We start from the raw sequence: 26,797 nt of genomic DNA, 5'->3' as shown, positions 1-26,797 counted from the left end.
CCCGCCGCCCGCCTCCGGCACACCGGCTGACGCGCGCGCCGATCCTGCGCGAGCGCGGTTGCGCGAGCGGGTTTCAGGCTGCGATGGCATTGGTGAAGAAGGCGAAGCTCGCGGGTGCGCCGGGCGGCCGGGACGGCGAGCCCGCGGCGCCGGACGTGGCGCAGGCGCCCGCCCCGCCACCCCGGCGCGGCCGGACGGGCATGCCCGCGGGCGAGGGCGCGCGGACACGCCGGCAGAAGGCGACCGAGCGCCTGGGCGCCGCCACCGAGGAACTCGCCGCCGGGGTCACGCAAGCCTCCGCCGCGGCCGAGGAGCTGCGCCGGGCGATGGAGCAGATCGCCGGCGGGGCCGAGGAGGCCGCGGGGGCCGCGCAGGAATCCCTCTCCGCCGTCGCGGCGATCGTCGATCGTTTCGGTGCGGCGCGGGAGCGCGCCGACCTTTCGCGCCAGCGCACCGCCGCGTTCCAGGCGCTCCTCGCGGAGGCGGGCGCCCAGGCGACCCAGTCGGTCGCGGCGATCGAGGCGGAGGCCGGGCGCCAGGCGATGACGGTCGCCATCGTCGACGAGCTCGACCGGGCCGCGGCCAGCATCGGCGACGTCACCGGCACGGTCGGGGAGATCGCGGACCAGACCGGGTTGCTCGCCCTCAACGCCGCCCTGGAGGCGGTACGGGCCGGGGAGCACGGCCGCGGCTTCTCGGTCGTCGCCGATGAGGTCCGGACGCTCGCCGAGACCGCGGAGGCCGGCGCCGGGGAGGTGCGGGAGCGGGCCGAGGCGATCCGGGCCGAGATCCGGGCGCTCGGGCAGGCGATCCGGGATGCCGCCGCGCGGGCCGTGGCCGAGGCGTCTTCCGGCGCCCGGGTCGCCCGGCAGCTGGAGGCGGCCCGGGGTGATCTCGGCACCCTGGCGGAGGGGGCGCAAGGGATCCTGGCGGCGGCGCTCCGGGCGGAGGCGACCACCCGCGAGGCGCAAGCCGGCGCCGAGCAGGTCGCCTCCGCGGCCGAGCAGCAGGCCGCCGCCGCCGAGGAGGCGCAACGCGCCGTGGCGCAGCAGACCGAGGCCCTCGACCAGGGCCAGACCACCGCCGAGGCGCTGGCGGCCCTCGCCGAGACCCTGCGCGGCAGCGGCCCGGCCCGGGCGGGCGCGGCGGAGATCGGGGGTGCCGCCGATGCGCTCTCGGCCTCGATCCAGGAATTGTCCGGCGCCGCGGCCCAGATCCTGGCCGCCATCGACCAGATCAGCCGCGGCCTCGCTCTCCAGAGCGCCGCCGCCCGGCAATCCGCCGCCGCCATGGTGGAGATCGAGCGCGCGGCGGCCGGCGCCCGGACCGGCGCCGACCAGGCCCTGGCGCAGGTCTTGGGCCTCGCCGGGACCCTGCACGAGTCCCGCGCCACTCTCGAGGGCCTCGCCGACGGGGTCGGCCAGGCCCTCGACGGGATGCGGGCCTCCCTCGACCGCCTCGGCACGATCGAGGCCGGCACCGGGCGGATCGAGACGATCGTGGAGGGCATCGCCCTCGTGGCGGTGCAGATCGGCATGCTGGCGGTGAGCGGCGCGATCGAGGCCGCCCGGGCCGGCGAGGCGGGTCAGGGCTTCGCCCTGGTCTCGGGCGACATCCGGGCGCTGTCGCGCGACGCCGCCGGGGGCGCCGAGCGGATCCGCGGGACGGTGCGCACGATTCGGGACGGCGCCGCCGCCTTGCGCCGCGCTCTCGAGCGATCGGTCGCCGCGGCCGAGGCCGAGGTGGCGAAGAACCGGGCCCTGACCGCGGGCCTCGCCGCGGTGGCGGCCGACATCGCGGAGCTGGAGCGGGTGAACCGCGAGATCGCCGGCGGGGCCGACGACATCCTCATCGCCGCCGCCGGCATCGCGGCGGGCGCTCGCCAGATCGCCGCGGCCGCCGAGGAGGCCGACCGCGCCTCGACCGAGGCCGCCACCGCCGCCCGTCAGCAGGCCCGCGGGGCCGAGGATCTGGCGGCGGCGGTCGAAGAGATCGCGCTGCTCGCCGACGAGCTGCAGGGCGCGGATGGCTGAGGCCTCGGACCGCTTCCTCGTCGTCGCGCTCGACGCGGAGGAAACGCGCGTCGCCCTCCCGGCGCAGCGGGTGCGGGCCCTGGCGCCGGTCCCGGCCCTGACCCGGGTGCCGGGAGCACCGGCGGCGCTTGCCGGCCTCGCCGGCCGGCGCGGCGCGGCGCTTCCGGTCCTCGATCTCGCCCGGCTGCTCGCGCCGGCCGCGCGCCCGGCGCCTCCAGGCCGGATGGTGCTGGCCGAGGCGGGGGAGCCGGTCGGGCTCCTCGTGGCCGGCGTCGTCGGTCTGACGGCGGAGCCGGGCGGGGCGGCGATCCTCGATGTGTCGGACCTCGTCGCGGGCCTGCTTGCGCGGCGGGTGGCGGGCTCGGCCGCGTCACCTGCCCTGGGCGGGCGCGCCGGGACGGCGGAGCCGGGGCCCCGGCCGGACGTCGGCCTCATGGCGCTCACGGTCGCGGGGCGCTCCTACGCTTTGCCGCTCGACGCGGTCGATACGGTGACGCGCCTGCCGGAGCCCGTTGCCCCGAACCCGGCGAACGGGGCCGACCTCGGCACGATGCCCTGGCGCGGGCGGGCTCTGCCGCTCCTCTGCCTCTCGGCCCGGCTCGGGCTCGGGGCCTCACCGGGCCGCCGGGTCGCGGTGCTCGGCGGAATCGGGCTGGTGGCCGAAGGGGTCGGACCGGTTCTGCGGGTGCGCCCGGAGGCGATCGACCCGGTGCCCCGGGCCCTGCGCCGCGGCGGCCCGGCGACCGGCTTCGTCCGCCTCGACGACGGGACCCTCGTCTGCCTCCTGTCGCCCGATGCCCTGGCCCCGGCCGGTGCGCAAGACCCGGAGTCGAGCCCGGCGCCGGCCGCTCCCGTCGTCGCCGGCGCGGAGCCGATGGTGGTGATCGACCTCGCCGGGCGCGCCTACGGCCTGCCTGCCGGGGCGGTGCGCGGGGTGCAGCGGGCGCCGGAGGCGCTGACGCGGGTGCCCGGGGCGCCCCACACCCTCGCCGGGATGCTGGCGATGCGCGGCGGAGCCCTGCCGGTCATCGACCTGCGCCGGTGCCTCGGCCTGCCGCCCGGGGGCGAGGCGGGTGGCCGGCGCCTCGTGACGGTCGAGGCCGGCGGCGTGCGGGCGGGCCTGCTGGTCGACGGCGCGGCGCGGCTGGTCCGGCCGACATCCGGGGCGATCCGGCCGGTAGCGGACGCACGGGACGATGGGGTGACCCGTGTGGCGGAACTGCCGGAGGGGCTCCTGGGGTTGATCGAACCTGCCGCGCTCCTCGGCCGCGCGGTTTCCGCCGGGAGGGCGCCGGCATGATCCGTCTCCTCGTGGTCGACGACTCGGCCCTGATGCGCAAGGTGCTGGGCGCCATCTTCGCCGCCGAGGGCGATTTCGAGCTGGCCTTCGCCCGCGATGGGCTGGAAGCGCTCGACTTCCTGCCCCGTTTCGGGCCGGACGTGGTGACCCTCGACGTGACTATGCCGGGCCTCGACGGACTCGCCTGCCTCGACCGGATCATGCTGGAGCGGCCCTGCCCGGTGGTGATGCTGTCCTCCCTCACCGGGGAGGGCGCCGAGGCGAGCCTGGATGCCCTGGCCCGGGGCGCCGTCGACGTGATCGAGAAGCCGGCCGGCGCCGTCTCGCTGGCGCTCGACCGTTTCGCGCCCGCGCTGGTGCGGACGGTGCGGGCGGCGGCCCGGGCCCGGCCGCGCATCGCCCTCGGCCTCGCGGCCCGACTGCGCGCGCGCCATGCCGGCCTCGCGCCGCCTCCCGGCTCCCGCCCGGCCCCACGGGCGGTCGACCCCGGCCCGGTGGACGATGTCCCCCCGATCCCGGCCGTGGCGGCGGAACCGGCCGGCGGCCTCGTCCTCGTCGGCGCCTCGACGGGAGGTCCCCCGGCCCTGACCGCCCTGCTCGGCGAGTTGCCCGCCGGCTTCCCCTGGCCGATCGTCATCGCCCAGCACATGCCGGCGACCTTCACCGGCCCGCTCGCCCGCCGGCTGAACGGCCTCAGCGCGCTCTCGGTGCAGGAGGTGACGGCGCCGGTGCCACTGATCCCGGGGCGGGTCTATGTCGGGCGGGGCGATGCCGACGTGATCGTCGTGCGACGGCCCGGCGGCCTGATGGCGGCGCCGGCCCCGGCGCAGGCCGAGTATCCCTGGCATCCGAGCGTCGACCGCCTGGTGGAGAGCGCCCTCGACCTCATGCCGCCCCGGCGCCTCGTCGGGGTGCTGATGACCGGCATGGGCCGCGACGGCGCCCGCACCATGGCGGCGTTGCGGGCCCGGGGCGGGCGCACCATCGCGGAGGCCGAGGCGACGGCGGTGGTCTGGGGCATGCCGGGGGAGCTGGTGCGGGCCGGCGGCGCCAGCGTGGTCGCCCCGCTGGAGGCTATCGCGGCCGAGCTGACGGCGCTCGTCGCATGATCCTCACCGAGCCCGACCTGACGCGGATCTGCGACCTGCTCTACCGGCAGACCGGCATCCTGGTGCCGGAGAACCGGCGCGCCTTCGTCGAGCGCCGGGTGCTGGAGCGGCTGCGCGCCACCGGTCTTTCCACCCTGCCGGCCTATCTCGCCTGCTTGCGCGCCGACGCGGACGGCGAGGTGCAGCATTTCGTCAACGCCTTCACGGTCAACGAGACCTACTTCAACCGCGAGGAGCACCAGCTGCACTGCCTCACCGAGTCGCTCATGGCGGCCGTGACAGCCGGGCGGGCGCGCAACGATCCGATCCGGATCTGGTCGATGCCCTGCGCCACCGGCGAGGAGCCCTATTCGGTGGCGCTCTGGCTCCTCGAACACTGGCCCGCGGTCGACGACTGGGAGATCGAGATCGTCGGCTCGGACATCGACACGCGGGCGCTCGCCGCGGCGCAAGCCGGGCGCTACGGTGCCCGGGCACTCGGCCGGCTGCCGCCGCCCCTGGTGTCGCGCTACTTCATCCGGGAGGACGAGGCTTTCTGGCGCATCCTGCCGGAGCTGCGCGGCTCGGTGCGCTTCAGCCGCCGCAACCTCGTCGACGGGCCCGGGATGGCGCAGGAAGGGCGCTTCGACATCGTGTTCTGCCGCAACGTCCTGATCTACTTCGACGACGAATCCCGGAAGATCGCCGCCGCCAACCTGTTCGCCGCCCTGCGGCCCGGGGGCTTCCTGTGCCTCGGCCACACCGAATCGATGGCCCGGATCCCGTCGCGGTTCGTCACCCGCCGTTTCCCGGACGCGATCGTCTACCAGCGTCCGGAGGATGCGCATGACTGACGCAACCTCCACCGACGACCTGGTGGCGGATTTCGTCGCCGAGGCGCGCGAGCTGATCCAGGCCGCAGCCGAGGACCTGCTGGCGCTCGACGGCGCTCCCGACCCGGCCGCCGTGCTGAACCGAATCTTCCGCGCGTTCCACACCCTCAAGGGCTCGGCGGCCTTGTTCGACTGGCCGGACATGCTCGCCGTGCTCCATGCCGCCGAGGACGGGCTCGATGCCGCCCGTGCCGGCCGGCACGCCGCCGGCCCCGACCTCGTGGATCTGTCGCTCGCCGCCCTCGACGCCACGGCGCGCTGGACCGAGGCGATCGCCGCGACGGGCTCAGCTCCGGCCGGCACGGAAGCGGAAGCGGCCCGGCTCGTCGAACGCTACCGGAGCCTGTTGGCGCCGGTGCCGGCCGAGCCCGCGTCGGTCCCGGCCGGCCCGGTGCCCGACTGGGCTGCCGGCCTCCTCGCCACCTTGCACGAGCGGCCGGATGGCCCCGTCACCGCCCTGCGCTACGTCCCGCGGGCCGATTGCTTCTTTGCCGGTGACGATCCCCTCGGCCTGGTGCGCCGGCTGCCGAGGCTCCTCGCCCTGGATCTCGCTCCCGCCATGCCGTGGCCGTCGGGGCAGGTCGTCGACGCCTTCGCCTGCAACCTCGCGGTGACGCTGCTCACCGCCGATCCGGCGGCGGAGGTCGAGGCCGTGTTCCGCCTGGTGCGCGACCAGGTCACCGTGGCAACCCTGGCGCCGCCCGCGGCAATGCCCGGGAGCGAGCCGGTTCCCGATCCCGATCCGCTCTCTCCCGAACCGGCCTCCCGGACCCTGCGGGTCGATGCCGGCCGGATCGACGCCCTGGTGGCGCTTGCCGACGACCTCGCCACCGCCCGGGCGGCCCTCGGCGCGGTCGTCGCCAAGGTCGTTTCGGAGGCAGCGGCGGGTGCCGACCTCGCAGCACTTCTCCCCTCGTTACGCGCCGGCGACGAGCGCATCGGGCGGCTCTCGGCCGAACTGCACCGCGAGGCGGTGGCGTTGCGGCTCCAGCCCCTCGGCCGGGTCTTCCGCCGCTTCCCGCGGCCTCTGCGCGACCTCGCCCGCGGGCTCGGCAAGGAGGTGGGCTTGAGCCTGGAGGGCGAGGCGACGGAGGTCGACCGGGACGTGGCCGAGGGGCTGTTCGAGCCGCTGCTGCATCTCCTGCGCAACGCCGTCGACCACGGCATCGAAGCGCCCGAGGCGCGGGCTCGCACCGGAAAGCCCGCCGCCGGCCGGATCCGCCTGCGGGCCGAGAGCCGGGGCGAGCGGGTCGTCGTCTCGGTCTCGGATGATGGGCGCGGCCTCGACTCCGCCCTCATCCGCGCCCGCGCCGCCGAGCGCGGGCTGAGGACGCCCGACGCGCTTGCGGCCCTCGACGAGGCCGGGGTGATCGACCTGATCTTCGCCCCGGGCTTCTCGACCGCGGCGGCGATCGGCGCCGTTTCCGGCCGCGGCGTCGGCATGGATGCTGTCCGGGAGGCGGTGTCGCGCCTCGGCGGAGCCTGCACCGTCGAGAGCCGGCCCGGGGAGGGCACCACGGTTCGCCTCGCGCTGCCCCGGGCGCAGTCCCTCGCCCGGCTGCTGCTCGTCGGGATCGGGCCGGAGCTCTACGGCCTGCCGATGGAGGCGGTGGACGAGGTCGCCCGGGTCCCGCGGGAGCGCATCCGCGACCACGGCCTCGGCGCCGTCACCGCCTTGCGCGACCGGACGGTGCCGATATTGCACCTCGCCGACCTGCTCGGCCTGCCTCGCGAGGCGGCACCTTCCGAGGCCCACCTGGCGGTGCTGCGGCTCGGCGACGAGCGCGTCGCCGTCGAGGTCGAGCGTTTCGCCGGTCGCCTCGACGGGCTGGTGCGGCCGCTGCCGAGCCTCGCCGCCCTGCCGGGCCTCGCCGGCACCACGCTCACCGGCGACGGGCGGGTACTGCTGGTGCTCGATCCTGAGACCCTGCCTGAAACCCTTCTTGAAACTGTGCCCGACACCCCGATCGATGACGGGCGAGAGGAGAGGACACCATGAGCGTGCGCCGCGACGGTGACCTGATCCGCCTCGAAGGCGCCTGCCCGGTGGAGGAAGCCGAGACCCTCGCCGCCCTGCTCCTCGCCCATCCGGGGGGCGGCGTCGACTGGAGCGCCTGCACCGGCCTGCACACGGCCGTGGTCCAGGTGCTGCTCCGGCTGCGCCCGCCGCTCCACGGCCCTTGCGGCGACCCCTTCGCGGCCCGCTGGCTCGCGCCGCTGCTGGTGCCGCCGGCTGATTCCTGAGCCATGGCGGGCCCGGCGGAAAAACCGAGCGCGACAATACCAGTTTTCGGCTATGGCATGGTCGTGCGCCCGCGTCCCGCATCCGCCGTCACGACCCCGAGAGTTCCGGCGCGAGCCATTTCCCTTTCGTCAGAAACAGCCTAGATGCCGCCCATGTCGCAGCCTTCGACGCCGCAAATCCCGGCCGCCCCCGCGCCCGTCACCGTCCTGGTGGTGGACGACAGCAAGCTTGCGCGGGCCGTCGCCGTACGGTTGCTGCGGCAGGCGAGGCCCGATTGGGCGGTGCGCGAGGCGGCCCATGCCGAGGAGGCCCTGGGCGTCGTGGCCGACGGGTCGGTCGACGTGGCGCTCCTCGACTTCAACATGCCGGGCAAGGACGGTCTCGCCCTCGCGGCAGAGCTGCGCGCCGGGCGGCCGGGGATGCCGATCGCCGTGATCTCGGCCAACATCCAGGACGAGGTGATCGCCCGCGCCCGCGAGCTCCAGGCGACCTTCCTGGCCAAGCCCCTCACCGGCGACGCGCTGGCGGGGTTCCTCTCGGGCGCCGCCTTACGCCTGCGCCGGGGCGGCCCGGCATGAGCGGGGATGCCATGGAGGACGGGGCGACGGTCGGCCTGACCGAGCTGCAGCAGGACGCCTTCACCGAACTCGTCAATATCGGGGTGAGCCGCGCCGCCGCGAGCCTGCGCCAGATGATCGGCACCCAGGTGCTGCTCTCGGTGCCCTCCGTCGAGATCGTCTCGCGCCAGTCCGCCGCGCGTCTGATCGGCGAGCGCGAGGCGGCGCCGCTGGTGGTGGTCCATCAGGATTTCGAGGGCGCCTTTGCGGGCCGTGCCCTGCTGATCTTCCCGCAGGAGAACGGCCGCGAACTGGTCCGGGCCGTCGCCGGCGAGGAACTGTCGCCCGAGGAGGTCGCGGCGCTCGAGGACGAGGCCCTGGCCGAGACCGGCAACATCATCCTCAACGGCTGCCTCGCCACCATGGCGAACATGCTCCAGCGCACGCTGACCATGTCGCTGCCCGGCATCCTGCGCGGGGACGGCCCGCGGATCTTCGAGACGCAAGGCGGCGAGGCGGCGGGCGCGGAATCCCTGGTGCTGTTCCTCTACATCGACTTCTCGGTGAGCGAGCGCGACATCCGCGGTTACCTGGCGATGCTGATGGACCTGCCGTCGCTGGAGAACCTGCGGCTCCTGGTGGACGAGTTCATCGCCCGCGCCCTCGGCGACCTGGACGCGTGATGGCCGGGCTCCATCCGGGAGACGCAGCGTGAGCGCGCCCGGCGGCACCGGCACCGGCGATTTGCTCGCCGCGGCCATCGTGGCGGCCCGGACACGGGCCGGACCGCTCCTGACCGCCCTGGAGCATTCGCGCCAGCCGATGCTCATCAGCGACCCCCGCCTGCCCGACAACCCGGTCGTCTTCGCCAACCAGGCCTTCCTGACGCTCACCGGCTACGAATCCCGCGAGGTGCTGGGGCGCAACTGTCGCTTCCTGCAGGGGCCCGAGACCGATCCGGGGGCGATGGCGGCGATCCGCGAGGGCCTGCGCGAGCAGCGCGTGGTCCGCGTCACGATCCTGAACTACCGCCGCGACGGCAGCCGGTTCTGGAACCAGCTGCTCGTCTGCCCGATCCACGACGAAGCCGGCCGCCTCGTCAACTTCTTCGCCTCGCAGGTGGACATGTCGCATGTCCACGAGGCGGAGGCCGGGCGCACGCGGCTCGCCGACATCGAGCGGCGCTTGACGGAAGCGCAGCGCCAGCTCTCCCTGACCCTCTCCTCGGCCGGCATCGCCGGCACCTGGGACTGGGACATCCAGGCCAAGCGCCTGCATGTCGACGGGCGCTTCGCCGCGCTCACCGGGCTTTCTCCCGCGCCGCGGCCCGGTACCCTGCCGCTCGATCCCGGCCCGCTGCCGGTGAGCGCGTTCTTCTCCGGCATCCATCCCCTCGACCGCCTGCGGGTGCGGCTTGCGGTGAGCGGCATCCTCGGCGGGGCCGAGGTGTTCGACAAGGAATACCGCCTGCTCGCGCCGGACGGCTCGGTGCGCTGGGTCCATGCCCGCGGCCGCTGCCATTTCGGCGCCGACGAGCGGCCGGCCCGCTTCACCGGCGTGCTGGTCGAGGTGACCGAGCAGAAACGGGTCGAGGAGCGCCTGCGCATCGCCCAGTCGGCGGGCCGCGTCGGCGCCTTCGAGCACGTGCCGGGCTTCGCCACCGTGGCGGCCTCGCCGCAATTCTGCAGCCTGCTCGGCCTGGTGCCGGCCCGCACCGTGGCGGCGAGTGCCGTCAACGCGCTGGTGGTCGAGGGCGACCCGCCGCTGCTGGCGCCCGACCAGCGCCACGAGGGCGAATTACCGCCGGTCGAGACCCGGGTGCGGCTGGCCGATACCGGCGAGGTGCGCTGGCTCGCCCGCCGCGGCGAGGCGATCCGCGACACCGAGACCTCGGGCCTGCGCCATGTCGGAGTGATCTACGACATCACCGAGTCGAAACAGGCCGAGGTGGCCCTTCGCGAGCTCAACGACACCCTGGAGGCACGGGTGCGCGAGGCGGTGGCCGAGCGCGAGCGGGCCGAGGAGCAGCTGCGCCAGTCGCAGAAGATGGAGGCGGTGGGGCAACTCACCGGGGGCATTGCCCACGACTTCAACAACCTGCTCACCGGCATCGTCGGCTCGCTCGACCTGATGCAGACCCGCATCAACGAGGGCCGGACCGAGAACCTGACCCGCTATGCCGGCCTCGCCATGGCCTCGGCCCAGCGCGCCGCGGCGCTCACCCATCGCCTGCTCGCCTTCTCGCGCCGTCAGCCGCTCGAATCGCGGCCCGTCGACGCCAACCGGCTGGTCAGCTCGATGGACGAGCTGATGCGCCGCACGCTCGGCGAGCGGGTGCAGCTGGAGGTGGTGGTGGCCGGCGGCCTGTGGCTGACCTTGTGCGACCCCAACCAGCTCGAGAACGCGATCCTCAACCTCGCGATCAATGCCCGCGACGCGATGCCGGAGGGTGGGCGCCTGACCATCGAGACCGCCAACGCCCATCTCGACGATGCCTATGCGGCCCGGGAGGTCGGCGTGCGGGCGGGGCAATATGTCTGCATCGGCGTGACCGATACCGGCACCGGCATGCCGCCGGACGTGATCGCCCGCGCCTTCGACCCGTTCTTCACCACCAAGCCCATCGGCCAGGGCACGGGCCTCGGCCTGTCGATGATCTACGGCTTCGCCAAGCAGTCGGAGGGCAACGTCAAGATCTATTCGGAGGCCGGGCAGGGCACGACGGTCAAGCTCTACCTGCCGCGCTACCACGGCGAGATCGAAGCCTCTTCGGACATCCGGGGCGAGGCGCCGCGAGCCGAGCGCGGCGAGACGGTCCTGGTGGTCGAGGACGACCCGACCGTGCGGGCCCTGGTGATCGAGGTGCTGCACGAGCTCGGCTACCGCACGCTCGAGGCCGGCGACGGGCCGGCGGGCCTGCGCCTGCTGCAATCGGCCTCACACATCGACCTTCTGGTCACCGATGTCGGCCTGCCGGGCCTCAATGGCCGCCAGCTCGCCGACCAGGCCCGGCTGGTGCGCCCGAACCTGAAGGTGCTGTTCATGACCGGCTATGCCGAGAACGCCGCCTTCGGCAACGGGCATCTCGGCCCGGGGATGCAGATGATCACCAAGCCGTTCCCGGTCGAGGGGCTGGCGACCAAGATCCGGTCGATCATCGAGGGGTGAGGGAGGAAGGCTCGGCCGGCTCTACCGCCTGACCCGCCGGCTCCGCGCCTCCTGGGCGAAGGCATCCTCCTGCGCCTTGAGCCGGTCCACGAAGATCGTGGCGGCCCGGGCGATGTGTTGGCGCGACAGGCGGTCGGCCTTTTCGGCCTCGCCGGCCGCGATCGCGTCGAGGATCGCCGCGTGCTCGTCCCAGATGCGAGCCGGCATCGCCTCGTCCTCGCGCAGGACCTCGCCCATGATCCGCCGCAGGTGGTTGAAGTGCGGCGCCGCGGTCTCGACGATGATCGGGTTGTCGGCGATCTCGCCGAGGAAGCGGTGGAAGGCGATGTCGGCGGCGATCAGCTCCGCGACCGCGCCGCCCTGTGCCGCCGCGCGCCCGGCCGCCACCAGGGGCGGGCCTTCCCGGCCGGCGCGGGCCGGGTTGCGCTCGGCGGCGAGCCGGCTCGTCAGGCCCTCCAGCACGCCCCGCACCTCGTAGAGGTTCTGCACGAACGAAGCTTCGAGCGGCGCCACCACCAGCCCGCGGCGCGGCGCATCGCGCACGATGCCGTGGTTACGTAGGAGAAGCAGGGCCTGCTGCACCGGCTGGCGCGACACGCCGTAGGCATCGGCGAGCTCGTCCTGGATCAGCCGCGTGTTCGGCGCCAGCCGCCCCTCGGTGATCTCGCTGAAGATCGCACCGTAGACCTGTTCGACGAGCCGGTGGCGCGTCGGGCTGCGGTCATCCGTCTCGCCGGCCATGGCCGGATCCCCCTTCACGCCAAAAACTCGTCACCGACGTGTTGCGCAAACCGGAGGCCCGTGCAATACCGAATTCGAAATTCGAATTCCGAATTCAATAACGGCAAGGCGGGCAACGCCGCCGGCTTCGGAATTCCCGAGGGAGAAACGCCATGACCGATCTCCGCCCCAGGGGGCTTCGCCGGACAGGTCTCCACCGGCGACACCTGCTGACCTGCGGCCTCGGTGCCGCCGCAGGCCTCGCTGCCGGCGTCCCGCGTCCGGCCCTGGCGCAAGGCGCCAAGCTCGCCTTCAAGCTCGGCACCGACCTGCCGGTGCCGCATCCGGTCAACGTCCGGCTGAAGGAGGCGATCGCCGCCATCGCCCGGGAGACGAACGGTGCGGTCGAGATCAGCCTGTTTCCGTCGAACCAGCTCGGCAGCGATTCGGACATGCTGTCCCAGATCCGCTCGGGGGCGCTCGAACTCGCGACCTTCCCGGGCACCGTGGTCTCGACCCTGGTGCCGGCGACCTCGCTCACCGGCATCGGCTTCGCCTTCACGAGCTACGACAAGGTCTGGGCCGCGATGGACGGCGAGGTCGGCGGGTACATCCGCAAGTCGATCGAGAAGGCGAACCTCGTCCCGTTCGCGACGACCTGGGACAACGGCTTTCGCCAGATCACCACCAGCACCAAGCCGATCCGCACGCCCGACGATCTCAAGAACTTCAAGATCCGCGTGCCGGTGGTACCGCTCTGGGTCTCGATGTTCTCCGCACTCGGCGCCGCGCCGGTCAGCATCCCGTTGAGCGAGGCCTATTCGGCCCTGCAGACCCGGATCGCCGACGGGCAGGAGAACCCGCTGGCACTGATCAACTTCGCCAAGTTCTACGAGGTGCAGAAATACTGCTCGCTCACCAACCACGCCTGGGACGGCTTCTGGATGATGGCGAGCGGCCGGGTCTGGAAGGGCGTACCGGCGGACGTGCGGGCGATCATGGAGAAGCACCTCAACGCCGCGGCGTTGAGGGAACGCGACGACATCGCAACGGCCAACCGCGACACGCAGAAGGAGCTGGAAGGAAAGGGGCTCGTGTTCAACACCACCGATCCGGCGTCCTTCCAGTCCGCGCTCAAGGCGACGAAGTTCTACGGCCAATGGCGCGAGAAGTTCGGGCCGGAGGCCTGGGCACTGGTGCAGAAATATGCCGGGGATATCGGGTAGAAGGCAAAGAAATTTATTTCCAAGGTATCGAAGCCAATCTTTGATCCCATCGTCCTCCTCATCCGGAGGAGTTGGTCGATCGAAGATCGACTGACCTCGAAGGAGGGCTCCAGATGTCTCCGAGATCACTGGAGCCCTCCTTCGAGGCTCCCTCCGGTCGAATGCGATCTCCGATCGCCAGCACCTCAGGATGAGGTCGCGGGTGGGACGGGCCCGTACGACGATCGACCCAACCCATCTCGCGCCGAGAGACCAGACGAGGACGACCACGATGAGGGATGTGCTCACGCCCGGACAGATGCTCGCCGTCCAGGCGCGCCTGCAGCCCGACCGGATCGGCGCACGCGACCTCGAGCGCGCGATGACGTTCCGGCAGTGGAACGGCCGGGCCTGCCGCCTCGCCAACGCCCTCCTGGGCCTCGGCCTCCGGAAGGGCGAGCGGGTGGCGGTGCTGGCCTATAACTGCGTCGAGTGGCTGGAGATCTACGCCGCGATGGCGAAGGCCGGCCTCGTCGCGGTGCCGATCAACTTCCGGCTGGTCGGCGGGGAAGTCCGCTACATCCTGGAGGATGCCGAGGTATCGGCCCTGATTCTCCAGGATGAACTGGCCGGCACGATCGAGGAGATCCGCGCCGACCTGCCCGTCGCCGAATCCCGCGTGGTGTGGTTCGGGCGGACGCCCTGCCCCGCGGGATTCTCGGATTACGAGGACCTGATCGGCAAGGCCCGCGAGGACGAGCCAGGCATCGCGATCGATCCGGCCGATCCGTGGATGCTGATGTATACCTCGGGCACCACCGGCAAGCCGAAGGGCGCGATCCGCTCGCATCGCGGCGCCGCCATGCTGTCGATGATCACGGAGATCGAGCTCGGCATCCACCGGCGCGATTCGGCCCTGCTGGTCATGCCGCTCTGCCATGCCAACTCGCTCTACTTCTTCGGCGCCTTCAGCTATTGCGGCGGCGTCACCAGCGTGTATTCGCGCAAGAGCTTCGATCCCGAGCATTGCGTGCGGGCCCTCTCCGAGGGCGGGGCGAGCTTCACCTCCCTGGTGCCGACCCACTACGCGATGATGCTGGGTCTCAGCGAGGCGGCGAAGGCGCGCTACGACCTCACCCGCATCACCCGGCTGATGATCTCCTCGGCCCCGGCCCGGCCCGACACCAAGCGGGCCGTGATGGAGTTCTTCCCGAATTCCGGGCTCTACGAATTGTACGGCGCCACCGAGGTCGGCTGGGCGACGATGCTGCACCCGCCCGAGCAATTCACCAAGCTCGGCTCGGTCGGCCGCGAATGCGTCGGCTCGGCGCCGATCCGGCTGCTGGATGAGGCCGGCAACGAAGTGCCGGACGGCGAGGCCGGCGAATTGTTCTGCTCGAACCCCTATCTGTTCGACGGCTACTGGAAGCTGCCGGAGAAGACCCGGGAGGCGTTTCGCGGCGAGTACTGCACCGTCGGCGACATGGCCCGGCGCGACGCCGACGGCTTCATCCACCTCGTCGACCGCAAGAGCAACATGATCATCTCGGGCGGCGAGAACATCTATCCGTCCGAGGTCGAGGCCCTGCTCGGCGGCCATCCCGCGGTGCACGACGTGGCGGTGATCGGCCTGCCGGACGAGACCTGGGGCGAGCGCGTCCACGCCGTCATCGTGCTGCGCGACGGGGCCTCGGCCAGCGAGGCCGACATCCTCGGCTGGTGCAAGGACCGTCTCGCCGGCTTCAAGCGCCCGCGCACGGTCTCGTTCATGGCCGACGAAGCGATGCCCCGGACCGCCACGGGGAAGAACCTGCACCGGAAGTTGAAGGACAGGCTGGTGCGGGGGGAGGGGTAGGGGGCTGTAGTCTCCTACGGTCCACGACACAGGAGGTTGCGCGGTGCCGGAGTGACGGCCGAGAGCGTGACCCTCCCCCTCTGCGGAGGAGGGTGGCGAGCGGATGCGAGCGCAGCGGCACGAAGTCCCGCCGAGAGGGGCAGCGCGACGCTGTTCCAGAGGGCGCCCGTCAGAACGGTTCCGCCTCATCCGGACGCGTGGCTCCCCTCTCCCGACCTGCTCCGCAGAGGGGGGAGGGGGTCACGCTCTCAGCCGTTGCGCTTGTACCCGCTCTGCAAGGATGCCCACCTCACCCGGAACAAGTTCCTAGGCGAGCATGGCGCGCCGAAAGCGCGAACAACGACACGAACGGGAGGGAAACCCATGAGCCAACCGGCCACCGTCCAGGACCTCAACGCCGACGGGCAATCCTGCGCCGCCTGGATCGCGCAGTTCCTGAAGGCGCGGGGCGTCGATCGGGTGTTCGGGCTCCAGGGCGGCCACATCCAGCCGATCTGGGACCATTGCGCCCGCCTCGGCATCCGCATCGTCGACGTGCGCGACGAGGGCGCCGCCGTCCACATGGCGCATGCCCATGCCGAGCTGACCGGGGAACTCGGGGTCTGCATGGCGACCGCCGGGCCCGGCGTCACCAATTGCGTCACCGGCGTCGCCAACGCCTCGCTCGCCCGCGTCCCGGTGCTGTTGATCGGCGGCTGCACCTCGCGGCCGCAGGCCAATCTCGGGCCGCTCCAGGACATCCCGCACGTCGACATCCTGCGGCCCGTCACCCGCCAGTCGCGCACCGCCCGGGTCGCCGACCAGGTGATCCGCGAGCTCGACGAGGCGGTCGCCCGCGCCATGGGCGATCTCGGCGAGCCGGGCCCGGTCTACATCGAGATCCCGACCGACGTGCTGCGCGCCCACGTGCCGCCGCAGCTGGTGCTGGACGACTGGATGGCGCCCAAGGCGCCGCGGGTGCTGCCGCCCGATCCGGCCGGAGTCGCCCAGGCCGTCGAGGTGCTGTGGGGGGCGCGTCGCCCGCTGGTGGTGACCGGCCGCGGCGCCAAGACGGCCGGTCCCGAGCTGGTGCGCCTCCTCGATGCGCTGGGCGCGGTCTATCTCGACACGCAGGAGAGCCGCGGCCTGGTCCCGGCCGATCATCCCGCGACGGTGGGGGCCATGCGGGCCGCCGCGATGACCGAGGCCGATGTCGTTCTCGTGATCGGCCGCAAGCTCGACTACCAGCTCGGCTACGGCTCGCCGGCGGTGTTTCCCGATGCCCGCTTCGTGCGCATCGCCGACACGGCAGGCGAACTCGTCGACAACCGCCGCGGCGAGCCGGAACTGCTCGCGACCCCCGCGCTGGCGCTGGCCGCGATCGTGGACGCCGCCGGCAACCACGCGCCCGCCCGCGACAAGACCTGGGCGGAGGGTTTGCGGGCCCGCCATCTCAAGCGCTCCACCGGTGCGGCGGTGCCGCAGACCGGCGAGGACGGCCGCATCCACCCGGCGGCGATCTTCGCGGCGATCCGGCATGTGGCGTCCCCCGACTACATCGCGGTGGCCGATGGCGGCGATCTTCTCAGCTTCGCCCGGGTCGGTCTCGAGGCGCGGACCTATCTCGATGCCGGCGCCTTCGGCTGCCTCGGCATCGGCGTGCCCTACGCCACCGCCGCCTCGCTGGCCTTCCCCGACCGGCAGGTGATCTGCGTCACCGGAGACGGCGCGTTCGGCATCAACGCGATGGAGATCGACACCGCGGTCCGCCATGGGGCGAAGCCGGTCATCATCGTGTCCAACAACGCCGCCTGGAACATCGAGCGCTACGACCAGGAATTCAATTACGGCGGCCGGGTCGTCGGCACGCTGCTGGCCGATTCGGACTACGCCGCGATGGCCCGGGCGCTCGGCGCCCATGGCGAGCGGGTCGAGCGCCCGGGGGATCTGGCTCCGGCGATCGCGCGGGCGCTGGCCGCCAACGCCCCGGCGCTGATCGACGTCAAGACGTCGCAGGTCGCGGTGTCGTCGGATGCCCGCAAGGGCCTCGGCTTCGTGCCCGACTACCAGCCGCTCACCGTCTGGGACGATGCGGAGCGGCGGCGGCGCGGCGAGACCGTGTGAGGGAGGCGCGTCACGGCACGGTGGCGGGCTACGATGCGTCCGCCGCCGCAAGACGACAGGGGCATGAAATCCCCGGCGATCACCTGTCCTACCCGCGACCTCATCCTGAGGTGCTGGCGATCGAAGATCGCATGCGAACGAAGTGAGCCTCGAAGGAGGGCTCCGGAGACCACAGCGATCCCTGGAGCCCTCCTTCGAGGTCAGTCCATCTTCGATTGGACCAACACCTCAGGATGAGGTCGCGGGTGGGAAAACCCCAATGCCCGCAGGCCTCATGCCACGGTCGTGTTCCGCGCCCGAGCGGCGGACAGGATTCGTTAGGATTTGAACGATATCGTCAATCCGTTCGAAGGGACCTGTGCAGGTGAGCCGCGACGCGCCGCGCAGACCAAAACCCTAGCGGAAACCGACGACCTTGCGCTCGCGCTTGCGCTCGGCGGCGGGCTGGTAGGCAATGCGGCAGTGATGGGTGCAATACGGCAGGCCGGCGATCGCGCGGTCGCCGCAGAAGCGGAAATCGGGCGTGGACGGGTCGCCCATCGGCCAGCGGCACATGAATTCCCGGAGTTCCATGATGGTGACGCGGGCGCTCTCCGGCAGCGCCACCGTCGCGGAGGACGGCGCGGGCTGAACCAGGGCGAGGGCCGGCGGCGCGGGGGCGAGCATCGACGGAGTCTCGGCGACGGGCGCGGCCGCACCGGATTCGGGCCGGGGACGACGGCCGCCGGCCGGCGCGGCGCCGTTGGCCTTCAGCACGCGTCCGGCGAGGCCGAGGCGATGGACCTTGCCGATGACCGCGTTGCGGGAGACGCCGCCGATCTCCGCCGCGATCTGGCTGGCGCTGCGGCCGTCGCTCCACAGCCGCTTGAGAAGCTCGACGCGTTCCTTCGTCCAGCTCGGACCCGCATCCATCATCGCCGCCTCCACTCCCCCGACATCACCCATGGAATCGGCACGCAGCCGCGAGCGGTCCGCCGCTCGACCGCGCGTCCAATCCATCCGATCCTGCTGGTGATCGCCGCCACGCCTGGAGCGGTGGCGACGGGGGTGAACCTACAGGACGGCCTAACATCCGCGCAAGAGTCCGGCTCCCGCCGAGTTGGTTTTTCCCCGCGCCGGAGCCGGCCTCCGAGCCCGTCCGGAACGTGTCGCCGATCGGGCGCCAGGGCTTGCCCGGCCCCGTCGAACTCGAAGCAAACTCCTTTGAAAACAATGGTTTGCCGGAAAGATCGGAGATCGTCGGCGCGCCGCCACACGCTGCTGCCTCGGGTTGAAAGAGCGCCACGACGCCCGCCAACTCCCGGTTGTCACGACTGTCCTCCGCAAGCGTGGCAGCGATGCCACGGCCTCGGCCGCGCCGGCGGCGGCCGGCACGTTGCCGGGGGCCGGGGCGGGGCCTATCTTGAGACGACCAACAGGGCCGACGCCAGCACCGACGGCCGCCCCGGGAGACCTCATGCGATCACTCCTCGCGTGCGTCCTGCTCGCGCTCTCCTCGCCCGCGATGGCGGCGGAGGCGGTGCATCTCGCGCCCCATCGTGCCGTCTACGACCTGTCCCTGTCCGGCAGTTCCGGCACCCGCGCGGTCGAGGGCGCCCGCGGCCGGATCGTGTTCGATTTCACCGGCGATTCCTGCAAGGGCTTCGCCCTGCAATACCGGCAGGTGACGGTGCTGGAGAGCTCGGAGAGCGGCACCCGCACCTCCGACCTGCGCAACACCACCTTCGAGAGCGGCGACGGGCGCAGCTTCCGCTTCCGCACCCAGTCCGACCTCAACGGCAAGACCGCGGCCCCCGTCGACGGCAATGCCGAGCGCGGTGGCAAGGGGCTCGACATCACCCTCAAGCAGCCCAAGCGCGGCGAGCTGGCGGTGCCGGGCGAGGTGCTGTTTCCGGCCGCCCACATGCGGCGTCTGATCGAGGCCGCCCGGGCCGGGCAATCCACCGTCGCCGTCAAGGTGTTCGACGGCTCGGATGACGGCCGCAAGGTCTACGACACCCTGGCGGTGATCGGCCCGCAGCGCGTCGCGGCGAAGCCCGGATCGACGGCCGAGACCGGCGCGACGCAGAAGCCCGCCGCCCCGGTCGAGGCGGCGTTGCGCGACGGCGCGATGGCGGCGATGCCGCACTGGCCCGTCACGCTGAGCTACTTCTCACCGGGGGAGGGGGAGCGGACCCCGGTCTATGTCCTGGCCTTCGACCTCTACGAGAACGGCGTCAGCGGCGCGCTGCGCCTCGATTACGGCGAGTTCTCGCTGAAGGGCGAGCTGTCGCGCATCGACCTCTTGCCCGAGAGCAAGGACTGCAAGTAGGGCTGCAAGCGGGGCTTCGCAGGGCGGGACGGTCAGCGCGGCTCCCGCTCGGGCGGCGTCGTACTCGTCGCGCGATCCCGGCTCGGCGCCTTGCCAGGCTCCTTGGCCTGCGGCGCGAAGCCGAGGCCGCGCTGCACCGCCGCCGCGCCGAAGCGGTCGCGCAGGGCATCGATCGCGGCGGCCCGGCTCGCCTCGCGGACCGCCGAGACGTCGGCGAGGTCGCCCCGGTCGGCATGGGCGGCGGCGCAGAGGTCGCCGGCCCCGATCCCGATCAGCCGGTAGGCGGTGCCGTCGCAGGATTCGCGCAACAGCGCCTCGGCCGGGCGGAACAGCCGCTCGGCGACCTGCGTCGGGGCGAGCCCCGAGCGGGTGCGGGTGCGCAGGCGAAACTCCCGGTCCTTCAGCTTCAGGGTGACGCTGCCGGCGGCGAGGTCCGCCCGCTTCAGGCGCCGCGCGACCTTCTCGCAGAGCTGCCACAAGACCGGCCGCAGGGCCTCGAAGGCGCGCAGATCCTCCGCGAAGGTGGTCTCGCCCGAGACGCTCTTGGTCTCCCGCCGCGGCTGCACCGGGCGCCGGTCCTCGCCGCGGGCGAGCGCCAGGAGGCGGGCGGCGTCGCGCCCGAGTGCGGCGTGCAGCCGCTCCGGCGCCACCCGGCCGATCTCGCCGATCAGGCGGATGCCGAGCGACGCGAGGCGCTCGGCCGCGGCCTGGCCGATGCCGGGCAGGATCCGCACCGGCCGCGGCGCGAGGAACGACTCGGCTTCCGCCCGGCCGATGATCGAGAAGCCGCGCGGCTTCTCGAGGTCCGAGGCGATCTTGGCCAGGAACTTGTTGGGCGCGAGCCCGACCGACACGGTGATGCCGACCTCCGCCTCGACCCGGCGGGCGAACCCCGCCAGCGTTACGGCCGGCGAGGCCCCGTGCAGCCTCTCGGTGCCCGAGAGGTCGAGGAAGGCCTCGTCGATCGAGACCGGCTCGACCAGCGGCGTCAGGTCCTGCATCATCGCCCGCACCTGGTGCCCGACCCGGGCGTATTTCTCCATGTCGGGCCGCAGCACGACCGCGTCCGGGCAGGCTTCGAGGGCGCGGAACATCGGCATCGCCGAATGCACGCCGCGGATACGGGCGATGTAGCAGGCGGTCGCGACCACGCCGCGCCGACCCCCGCCGATGATCAGCGGCCGGTCGCGCAAGGCGGGGTCGTCGCGCTTCTCGACCGCGGCGTAGAACGCGTCGCAATCGATGTGGGCGATGGCGAGCGCGTCGCGCTCCGGATGGACGAGCAGGCGCGGCGAGCCGCAGGCCCGGCAGCGGGGTGCCTGGGCCGGCGGGCGCGCCCCGCAATCGCGGCAGAGCGGCTGTCCGCTCACGCCCCGAACTCGCCAGGATCCTCCCTCGAATCCCTGTCGGCATCGTCGTGGACATCCGGCGGGCCGAGGCGGCGCCAGGCCTGGGTGATCCGCTCGGGCGGCACCTCCAGCGCCGCGGCGCAGGCGAGCAGCAACTCCTCGTCCGCCACCACGTGGTCGAGGAGGCCGGCCACGAGATCGGGGCTGTCGGCCGCCTGCCGCAGCGCATCCGGCGAGAGACCGGAATTCTCCATGAACCGGAGCAATCGGCCGGGCTCGCCGGTGACGTAGGCGAAGACGCGGCCGCCCAAGGCCGCCGCGGCGGATTCGCTCAGCACTCCGCCACGGGGATCGCCCCCCCTGGCCAATCCTTCGAATTTGCGTTTCATCAACATGTGCCGCTTAACAGTGTTGCGGGTCCGGTTTTTCTGCCGGGGTGTGACGCGGGCCGCCGGGGCGCCGGAGACAGTGAGCCATGACGAAGACGGTGCTCATCGTCGAGGATAACGAGCTGAACATGAAGCTCTTCAACGACCTGTTGGAGGCTCACGGCTACGCGACCCTCAAGACGGCCAACGGGATCGAGGCGATCGAGCTGGCGCGCCGGCACCGGCCGGACCTGATCCTGATGGACATTCAGCTCCCCGAGGTGTCGGGCCTCGAGGTGACGAAATGGCTCAAGGAGGATGACGAGCTCAAGGCCATCCCGGTGATTGCCATCACGGCCTTCGCCATGAAGGGGGACGAGGAGCGCATCCGCGAGGGCGGCTGCGAGGCCTACCTGTCGAAGCCCATCTCGGTCGCGAAGTTCCTCGCGACGGTCCGCACCTATGTCGGCGACGAACGCCAGAGCTGATCCAGAGCTTGCGAGAGGCCTGATCGTCCCATGTCGGCACGTGTTCTCATCGTCGACGACCTCTTTCCGAACATCAAGTTGCTCGAGACGAAATTGACCGTCGAGTATTTCGACGTCGTCTCGGCGATGAACGGGCCCGACGCGCTGGCGGTGTGCGAGAAGGGCCTGTGCGACATCGTGCTGCTCGACGTGATGATGCCGGGCATGGACGGGTTCGAGGTCTGCCGCCGGATCAAGTCGACGCCGACCATGGCCCACCTGCCGGTGGTGATGGTGACCGCCCTCGACCAGCCGAGCGACCGCCTGCGCGGGCTCGATGCCGGCGCCGACGATTTTTTGACCAAGCCCATCGACGACACCGCCCTGATGGCCCGGGTGCGCAGCCTGGTGCGCCTGAAGGCGGTAACCGACGAGTTGCGCAGCCGCGCCATGTCGTCGCGGGTCGGCGATCCGCTGGCGGCCGCCACCGCCGAGACCGGGCACAATGCCAACGTGCTGGTTGTCGAGGACCGCCGCTCCTCCGCCGAGCGGCTGATCGCGGCGCTCGGCCAGTACCATTGCGTCGAGGCGGTCGCCTCGCCCCAGGAGGCCCTGGATCGGGTCAAGACCGGCGATTACGACGTGGTGCTGGTGAGCCTGGACCTGCAGGATCATGACGGCCTGCGCCTGTGCAGCCAGCTGCGCTCGCTCGACCGCACCCGCACCGTGCCGGTGGTGATGATGGCCGATCCGCACGACCGGGCCCGCATCATGCGCGGCCTCGATCTCGGCGTGCACGATTACCTCGTCCGCCCGATCGACCGCAACGAGCTGGTCGCGCGCGTGCGGACCCAGGTGAAGCGCAAGCGCTTCTCGCATTCCTTGCGCGAATCGGTCCAGGCCTCGATGGACCTCGCCGTCACCGACGGGCTCACCGGCCTGCACAACCGGCGCTACCTCGACAGCTACCTCGCCGGGCTGTTCTCCGAGCCGTCCTTGCAGGGTCGGCCGGTGGCCCTGCTGATCCTCGACATCGACCGCTTCAAGTCGATCAACGACCGTTTCGGCCACGATGCCGGCGACGAGGTGTTGAGGGAATTCGCCACCCGCATCCGCGCCCAGACCCGCGGCATCGACGTGGTGGCGCGCTACGGCGGCGAGGAGGTCGTGGTGGTGGTGCCCGATACCGGGCTCGACGCCGCCCGCCAGGTCGCCGAGCGCATCCGCGAACGGATCGAGGCGGCGGCGTTCCAGGTCCAGCGCGGCACCTGCGCCATCGACGTCACGGTCTCGATCGGCGTCGCCGCCCGCCAGCCCGAGGACGGCGATCCGAGCCTGATCCTCAAGCGCGCCGACCTCGCGCTCTACCGGGCCAAGCAGGACGGCCGGAACCGGGTGGTGGCCGCGGCCGCGGCGTGAGGGGCGGGCGCGAAGGCGCGCCCGATCGACCGTCTCGACACGCGGCATCCTCATCCCGGTTTTCCGGATGCCTCGGGCTTCGCGATGACGGGGAGGGATGTCGACGTTCGCGCTGGATCGACCGGGTCGGCCAGTCGAACAGGCCCCGATATCGACGGTCATTGGAAACGGCCGTCGGTTCCGTCCTCGGATCGTCGCCAAGCCTTGAACTCGGGACGGCACACGAGAGCGCCTGAAGTCTGCCGGCCCAGGGGCTCGACTGCCTTCGACCTCATCCTGAAAGCCTGTTTGAGCGGCTGCGTCGATCAATCTGGCACAAACACCCACATCTCTCGCCGTCATCCCGGGGCTCGACGAAGTCGAGAACCCGGGATCCACAAACGCTGACGTGGACGAAAGTGGACGAAAACAGCGGAAACCATTCCGCTTCGTCCTGCATCGTCAGCGGTTATGGATGCCGGGTTCAGCTGCGCGGCCCCGGGATGACATCGCGGGTTTAGTTTCCGTCATACCAACGGCCCAAGATGCTGATGCATCGATTCGATCTCGGGCAAGGCCGAGATCGACGGGGCCGTCGACCCATCTCGAATTTTCGACACCAAGCCCAGAAGTCCGGGACCTCGGGCTTGGCGAAAATTCGAGAACGGAACCAAAGGTCGTTCTCAACGACCGTTGGCATCTGTCAGCTCACACAGCCTCCGAGGTCGTTCGACACTCTCGGCAAAGGCAAAAACGGCCGCCGGGCGATGTGCCCCACGGCCGTCGAGAGGGGCGGGCCTTTTCAGGCCCGCCGATGCGGCTCAGCCGATCGGGCGATCAGAGGCCGTTGAACTTGTAGCTGAATCCGGCGCGGACCAGGTTGCCCTCGGTGTGAAAGCGCGAGGTGTAGGAGCCGCGCGGCTGGGCACCGAGGCCGCCATTCACCGCCAGCGCGGTGTTGTTGACGAGCACGTTGCGGCTGCCGAGGTCGTAATGCAGGTACTCGGCCTTGATCGTCACGGCCTGGGACTGGATGCCGAGCAGGCCGAGCAGGCTGTAGCGGGCCAGGAACGAGTCGGTGGGCAGGGCGTACTCGATGCCGCCGCCATAGGCGTAGCCGGTCGCGATGTCGTTGTAGCGGCCGGCATAGGCCAGGGCCAGCGGCGGGTTCGCACCGGCCGTGGTGTAGAAGTTGGCGCGATAATCGACGCCGCCATAGGCGAAGCCGCCCATGCCGTAGACGAAGACGCGGTCGAAGGCGTAGCCGGCGCGGCCGACGACGGTGCCGAGCCAGGACAGCTCCTGACGGAAGGCGCTCGGGTCGGAGAAGCCGTTATTCGCGGCGAGCTGCGGGCCGAGATAGAAGGTGTTCTTGTGGAGGTCGGTCCAGGCCCAGTCGGCCTGGACGCCGACCACGAAGCCCGAGCCCGGCGTGAACTGGTAGTTGTAGCCGAAGCCGCCGCCGATATTGGCCAGCCCGTCCTGCTCGTTGCGCACGGCCGGCGGGCGACGCAGGGTCGCGACGTTGCCGATCGTGTTGGTCGGCGCGACGTCGTTGCCGATCGTGGTGATGCGCTGGCGGTCGGTGAAGGTGTAGTCGGTGTGCAGGCCGGCGTAGAAGCCGGTCCAGGTGAAAACCGGCACCGCGGTGAAGACCGGCGGCGGGGCGACGCGGCGCGGCAGGTCCGCGGCCGAGGCCGCTCCGGCGAGGAGCGACGTGGCGGCGCCGGCGAGCATGAACTTCTTGAGCACTGGAGTACGCCCCGGTTGAGCGAAATTGTGGCCGCAGGCTAGCTTGGGCGTGGCCGGACGCCTATGACCTGCGCGCCACACCTGGCGGTTGACCGGGCGGGTTTCTGAATTTTTTCCGTGCGCTGCCGCACGGGCCGGCCGGCAACCCCCGAGGAGCCATGTCCGCAGGCGATTTGCCCGCACGAGAGAATGCGAAGGCCCTGATGATCCAGGGTACCGGGTCGGATGTCGGCAAGTCGCTGATCGTCGCCGGGCTCGCCCGGGCCTTCGCGCGGCGCGGCCTGCGGGTGCGGCCGTTCAAGCCGCAGAACATGTCGAACAACGCCGCCGTCACCGCCGATGGCGGCGAGATCGGCCGCGCCCAGGCGCTCCAGGCTCGGGCGGCGGGCGTGCCGCCCTCCGTGCACATGAACCCGGTGCTGCTGAAGCCCCAGAGCGAGATCGGCTCGCAGGTGGTGGTGCAGGGGCGGATGGTCGGCACGGTCCGGGCGCGGGAGTATCAGGACTGGAAGCCGCGGTTGCTGACCTCCGTGGTCGAGAGCTTCGGGCGCCTGCGGGCGGAATCCGACCTGGTCCTGGTCGAGGGCGCGGGCTCGGCCTCCGAGGTGAACCTGCGCCGGGGCGACATCGCCAATATGGGCTTCGCCCGCGCCACCGGCACGCCGGTGGTGCTCCTCGGCGACATCGACCGCGGCGGGGTGATCGCGAGCCTCGTCGGCACCAGGGCCGTCATCGACCCGGAGGATGCCGCGATGGTGCGCGGCTTCCTGGTCAACCGCTTCCGCGGCGACCCCTCGCTCTTTGCGGACGGCATGAGCCTGATCGCGGCCCGCACCGGCTGGGAGGCTCTGGGGCTGATCCCGCACTTCCCGCAGGCCGCCCAGCTGCCGGCGGAGGATATCTTGGGCTTGCGCGGCGCCGAGCGGCCGGGGGGCAAGGTGGTGGCGGTGCCGGTCCTGCCCCGCATCGCCAATTTCGACGATCTCGATCCCCTGCGGGCCGAGCCCGGGGTGAGCGTGGTGCTGGTCGAGCCCGGCCGGCCGATCCCGGCCGAGGCCGACCTCGTGCTGCTGCCGGGCTCGAAGACCACCATCCCCGACCTCGCCTTCCTGCGGTCGCAGGGCTGGGACATCGACATCCTGGCTCATCGCCGCCGCGGCGGGCGGGTGCTGGGTCTGTGCGGCGGCTACCAGATGCTCGGCACGACGTTGAGCGATCCTCAGGGCATCGAGGGGCCGCCCGGCACGGTGGCGGGCTTGGGGCTCCTCGACGTCGAGACGGTGCTCACCGCCGAGAAGCGGCTGGCGGCGGCGAGCGGGGTCAGCCTGCCGGAGGAGACGCCGTTCACCGGCTACGAGATGCATGTCGGCGAGACCGACGGACCCGACTGCGCCCGGCCCCTGCTGCGCCTCGCCGATGGCCGCCGCGACGGCGCGGTCTCGGCCGACGGGCTCATCTACGGCACCTACGTGCACGGGCTTTTTTCCGACGAGGGCCAGCGCGCCCTGTGGTTGTCCCGCCTCGGCGCCGCGCCGGGGCCGGAAGCCTACGAGGCGGTGGTCGAGCGCGTGCTCGATCGGCTTGCGGACCACCTCGAAGCCCATGTCGATTGCGACCGGCTGCTCGAATTGGCGAACTGAGAGCTCAATTGAGTTGCGAGAGTGACATCGCGCGAGGTTTTTCTATCCCATCCGCGACCTCATCCTGAGGTGCGACCGAAGGGAGCCTCGAAGGAGGGCTCCAGATGCCGCTGCGATTCCTGGAGCCCTCCTTCGAGGTCAGTCGATCTTCAATCGACTAACACCTCAGGATGAGGTTGCGGGTGGGCAGGGCATGACATCATACGATCTCCGATTGATCGCTTCGCGATGCGGAAATCGGCTTCGCTCACGCGCCGCGCGGGCTGGTGATACGCAATCCGGAAGTGATCTTCCGGATTGCGTATCAGTCAAACAAATCAAACGTTTCCCCCCAGAAACAACCTT

At 71.7% G+C, this 26,797-nt stretch carries 21 protein-coding genes; 16 read left to right on the top strand and 5 right to left on the bottom strand.

Annotation, left to right across the window (positions count from 1 at the left end):
- Nucleotides 1-83 precede the first annotated feature (83 nt).
- From HBB12_RS21155 to HBB12_RS21115, 9 genes are all read left to right on the top strand, one after another.
- Complete coding sequence (locus HBB12_RS21155; protein ID WP_236991150.1) at nucleotides 84-2,033, top strand: methyl-accepting chemotaxis protein; 1,950 nt, start codon at nucleotides 84-86, stop codon at nucleotides 2,031-2,033.
- On the top strand, nucleotides 2,026-3,333 hold the full coding sequence (locus tag HBB12_RS21150) for a chemotaxis protein CheW (protein ID WP_236991149.1): 1,308 nt from the start codon (nucleotides 2,026-2,028) through the stop codon (nucleotides 3,331-3,333). Before HBB12_RS21155 ends, HBB12_RS21150 begins: the two co-directional genes overlap by 8 nt.
- Nucleotides 3,330-4,442: a chemotaxis-specific protein-glutamate methyltransferase CheB gene (gene cheB / locus HBB12_RS21145; protein ID WP_236991148.1), complete on the top strand. Its 1,113-nt coding sequence runs from the start codon at nucleotides 3,330-3,332 to the stop codon at nucleotides 4,440-4,442. Before HBB12_RS21150 ends, cheB begins: the two co-directional genes overlap by 4 nt.
- A complete protein-coding gene (locus tag HBB12_RS21140; RefSeq protein WP_236991147.1) occupies nucleotides 4,439-5,275 on the top strand; it encodes a CheR family methyltransferase in 837 nt (278 codons plus the stop codon). Before cheB ends, HBB12_RS21140 begins: the two co-directional genes overlap by 4 nt.
- Nucleotides 5,268-7,313 (top strand): chemotaxis protein CheA, encoded by a 2,046-nt coding sequence (locus HBB12_RS21135; RefSeq protein ID WP_236991146.1) that lies wholly within the window; start codon nucleotides 5,268-5,270, stop codon nucleotides 7,311-7,313. Before HBB12_RS21140 ends, HBB12_RS21135 begins: the two co-directional genes overlap by 8 nt.
- A complete protein-coding gene (locus HBB12_RS21130; RefSeq protein ID WP_236991145.1) occupies nucleotides 7,310-7,558 on the top strand; it encodes a hypothetical protein in 249 nt (82 codons plus the stop codon). The genes HBB12_RS21135 and HBB12_RS21130 overlap by 4 nt, the downstream gene beginning before the upstream one ends.
- 153 nt (nucleotides 7,559-7,711) lie before the next feature.
- Entirely contained in the window at nucleotides 7,712-8,137 is a 426-nt protein-coding gene (locus tag HBB12_RS21125) for a response regulator transcription factor (protein WP_236991144.1), read from the top strand.
- On the top strand, nucleotides 8,134-8,799 hold the full coding sequence (locus HBB12_RS21120) for a chemotaxis protein CheX (protein WP_236991143.1): 666 nt from the start codon (nucleotides 8,134-8,136) through the stop codon (nucleotides 8,797-8,799). Before HBB12_RS21125 ends, HBB12_RS21120 begins: the two co-directional genes overlap by 4 nt.
- Before the next feature lie 28 nt (nucleotides 8,800-8,827).
- The gene (locus HBB12_RS21115) at nucleotides 8,828-11,284 is read left to right on the top strand and encodes a PAS domain S-box protein (RefSeq protein ID WP_272913291.1); all 2,457 of its coding nucleotides are present in this window, start codon (nucleotides 8,828-8,830) and stop codon (nucleotides 11,282-11,284) included.
- Between the two features lie 21 nt (nucleotides 11,285-11,305).
- On the opposite strand, the gene HBB12_RS21110 is transcribed toward HBB12_RS21115, so the two are convergent.
- Complete coding sequence (locus tag HBB12_RS21110) at nucleotides 11,306-12,043, bottom strand: GntR family transcriptional regulator (protein ID WP_336886943.1); 738 nt, start codon at nucleotides 12,041-12,043, stop codon at nucleotides 11,306-11,308.
- A gap of 134 nt (nucleotides 12,044-12,177) precedes the next feature.
- Between HBB12_RS21110 and HBB12_RS21105 the strand changes: the two genes are divergently transcribed.
- The 3 genes from HBB12_RS21105 to HBB12_RS21095 all read left to right on the top strand — a co-directional run bounded on the left by HBB12_RS21105 (nucleotide 12,178) and on the right by HBB12_RS21095 (nucleotide 17,167).
- Nucleotides 12,178-13,230, top strand: a complete 1,053-nt coding sequence (locus tag HBB12_RS21105) for a TRAP transporter substrate-binding protein (protein WP_236991142.1) — start codon at nucleotides 12,178-12,180, stop codon at nucleotides 13,228-13,230.
- 271 nt (nucleotides 13,231-13,501) lie between these two features.
- The gene (locus tag HBB12_RS21100; RefSeq protein WP_236991141.1) at nucleotides 13,502-15,064 is read left to right on the top strand and encodes a class I adenylate-forming enzyme family protein; all 1,563 of its coding nucleotides are present in this window, start codon (nucleotides 13,502-13,504) and stop codon (nucleotides 15,062-15,064) included.
- A 363-nt stretch (nucleotides 15,065-15,427) separates the two neighbouring features.
- Nucleotides 15,428-17,167, top strand: coding sequence for a 2-hydroxyacyl-CoA lyase (locus tag HBB12_RS21095; protein ID WP_236991140.1), 1,740 nt, complete (start codon nucleotides 15,428-15,430; stop codon nucleotides 17,165-17,167).
- A 396-nt stretch (nucleotides 17,168-17,563) separates the two neighbouring features.
- Here the strand turns inward: HBB12_RS21095 and HBB12_RS21090 are convergent, their stop codons facing one another.
- Nucleotides 17,564-18,082, bottom strand: a complete 519-nt coding sequence (locus HBB12_RS21090; RefSeq protein ID WP_236992854.1) for a GcrA family cell cycle regulator — start codon at nucleotides 18,080-18,082, stop codon at nucleotides 17,564-17,566.
- A gap of 541 nt (nucleotides 18,083-18,623) precedes the next feature.
- Between HBB12_RS21090 and HBB12_RS21085 the strand changes: the two genes are divergently transcribed.
- On the top strand, nucleotides 18,624-19,478 hold the full coding sequence (locus HBB12_RS21085; protein WP_236991139.1) for a cell envelope integrity EipB family protein: 855 nt from the start codon (nucleotides 18,624-18,626) through the stop codon (nucleotides 19,476-19,478).
- A 32-nt stretch (nucleotides 19,479-19,510) separates the two neighbouring features.
- Here the strand turns inward: HBB12_RS21085 and HBB12_RS21080 are convergent, their stop codons facing one another.
- Entirely contained in the window at nucleotides 19,511-20,848 is a 1,338-nt protein-coding gene (locus tag HBB12_RS21080) for a DNA polymerase IV (RefSeq protein WP_236991138.1), read from the bottom strand.
- On the bottom strand, nucleotides 20,845-21,165 hold the full coding sequence (locus HBB12_RS21075) for a DUF3572 family protein (protein WP_236991137.1): 321 nt from the start codon (nucleotides 21,163-21,165) through the stop codon (nucleotides 20,845-20,847). The genes HBB12_RS21080 and HBB12_RS21075 overlap by 4 nt, the downstream gene beginning before the upstream one ends.
- Nucleotides 21,166-21,302: 137 nt before the next feature.
- Here HBB12_RS21075 and HBB12_RS21070 point away from each other — a divergent pair, with 137 nt between their 5' ends.
- Both HBB12_RS21070 and HBB12_RS21065 read left to right on the top strand, forming a co-directional pair.
- Nucleotides 21,303-21,683, top strand: coding sequence for a response regulator (locus HBB12_RS21070; RefSeq protein WP_203156831.1), 381 nt, complete (start codon nucleotides 21,303-21,305; stop codon nucleotides 21,681-21,683).
- A gap of 30 nt (nucleotides 21,684-21,713) precedes the next feature.
- Nucleotides 21,714-23,081 (top strand): PleD family two-component system response regulator, encoded by a 1,368-nt coding sequence (locus HBB12_RS21065; RefSeq protein ID WP_236991136.1) that lies wholly within the window; start codon nucleotides 21,714-21,716, stop codon nucleotides 23,079-23,081.
- An 816-nt stretch (nucleotides 23,082-23,897) separates the two neighbouring features.
- Here the strand turns inward: HBB12_RS21065 and HBB12_RS21060 are convergent.
- On the bottom strand, nucleotides 23,898-24,812 hold the full coding sequence (locus HBB12_RS21060) for an outer membrane protein (protein ID WP_236991135.1): 915 nt from the start codon (nucleotides 24,810-24,812) through the stop codon (nucleotides 23,898-23,900).
- A 203-nt stretch (nucleotides 24,813-25,015) separates the two neighbouring features.
- On the opposite strand from HBB12_RS21060, the gene HBB12_RS21055 reads away from it, so the two are divergent.
- Nucleotides 25,016-26,452, top strand: coding sequence for a cobyric acid synthase (locus tag HBB12_RS21055; protein ID WP_236991134.1), 1,437 nt, complete (start codon nucleotides 25,016-25,018; stop codon nucleotides 26,450-26,452).
- Nucleotides 26,453-26,797: the final 345 nt, after the last annotated feature.

The organism is Methylobacterium sp. SyP6R (genome assembly GCF_019216885.1).
Lineage (GTDB): Bacteria > Pseudomonadota > Alphaproteobacteria > Rhizobiales > Beijerinckiaceae > Methylobacterium.
Note: the sequence above shows the minus strand (reverse complement) of the source record. Positions and strands in the feature narration are given on the sequence as shown.

Coding starts and splice junctions, on each gene's coding strand:
- HBB12_RS21120 (WP_236991143.1), top strand. CDS start 8,134: ATGAGCGGGGATGCCATGGAGGACGGGGCGACGGTCGGCCTGACCGAG.
- HBB12_RS21125 (WP_236991144.1), top strand. CDS start 7,712: ATGTCGCAGCCTTCGACGCCGCAAATCCCGGCCGCCCCCGCGCCCGTC.
- HBB12_RS21070 (WP_203156831.1), top strand. CDS start 21,303: ATGACGAAGACGGTGCTCATCGTCGAGGATAACGAGCTGAACATGAAG.
- HBB12_RS21065 (WP_236991136.1), top strand. CDS start 21,714: ATGTCGGCACGTGTTCTCATCGTCGACGACCTCTTTCCGAACATCAAG.
- HBB12_RS21095 (WP_236991140.1), top strand. CDS start 15,428: ATGAGCCAACCGGCCACCGTCCAGGACCTCAACGCCGACGGGCAATCC.
- HBB12_RS21055 (WP_236991134.1), top strand. CDS start 25,016: ATGATCCAGGGTACCGGGTCGGATGTCGGCAAGTCGCTGATCGTCGCC.
- HBB12_RS21100 (WP_236991141.1), top strand. CDS start 13,502: ATGAGGGATGTGCTCACGCCCGGACAGATGCTCGCCGTCCAGGCGCGC.
- HBB12_RS21135 (WP_236991146.1), top strand. CDS start 5,268: ATGACTGACGCAACCTCCACCGACGACCTGGTGGCGGATTTCGTCGCC.
- HBB12_RS21140 (WP_236991147.1), top strand. CDS start 4,439: ATGATCCTCACCGAGCCCGACCTGACGCGGATCTGCGACCTGCTCTAC.
- HBB12_RS21105 (WP_236991142.1), top strand. CDS start 12,178: ATGACCGATCTCCGCCCCAGGGGGCTTCGCCGGACAGGTCTCCACCGG.
- cheB (WP_236991148.1), top strand. CDS start 3,330: ATGATCCGTCTCCTCGTGGTCGACGACTCGGCCCTGATGCGCAAGGTG.
- HBB12_RS21085 (WP_236991139.1), top strand. CDS start 18,624: ATGCGATCACTCCTCGCGTGCGTCCTGCTCGCGCTCTCCTCGCCCGCG.
- HBB12_RS21090 (WP_236992854.1), bottom strand. CDS start 18,082: ATGATGGATGCGGGTCCGAGCTGGACGAAGGAACGCGTCGAGCTTCTC.
- HBB12_RS21130 (WP_236991145.1), top strand. CDS start 7,310: ATGAGCGTGCGCCGCGACGGTGACCTGATCCGCCTCGAAGGCGCCTGC.
- HBB12_RS21150 (WP_236991149.1), top strand. CDS start 2,026: ATGGCTGAGGCCTCGGACCGCTTCCTCGTCGTCGCGCTCGACGCGGAG.
- HBB12_RS21155 (WP_236991150.1), top strand. CDS start 84: ATGGCATTGGTGAAGAAGGCGAAGCTCGCGGGTGCGCCGGGCGGCCGG.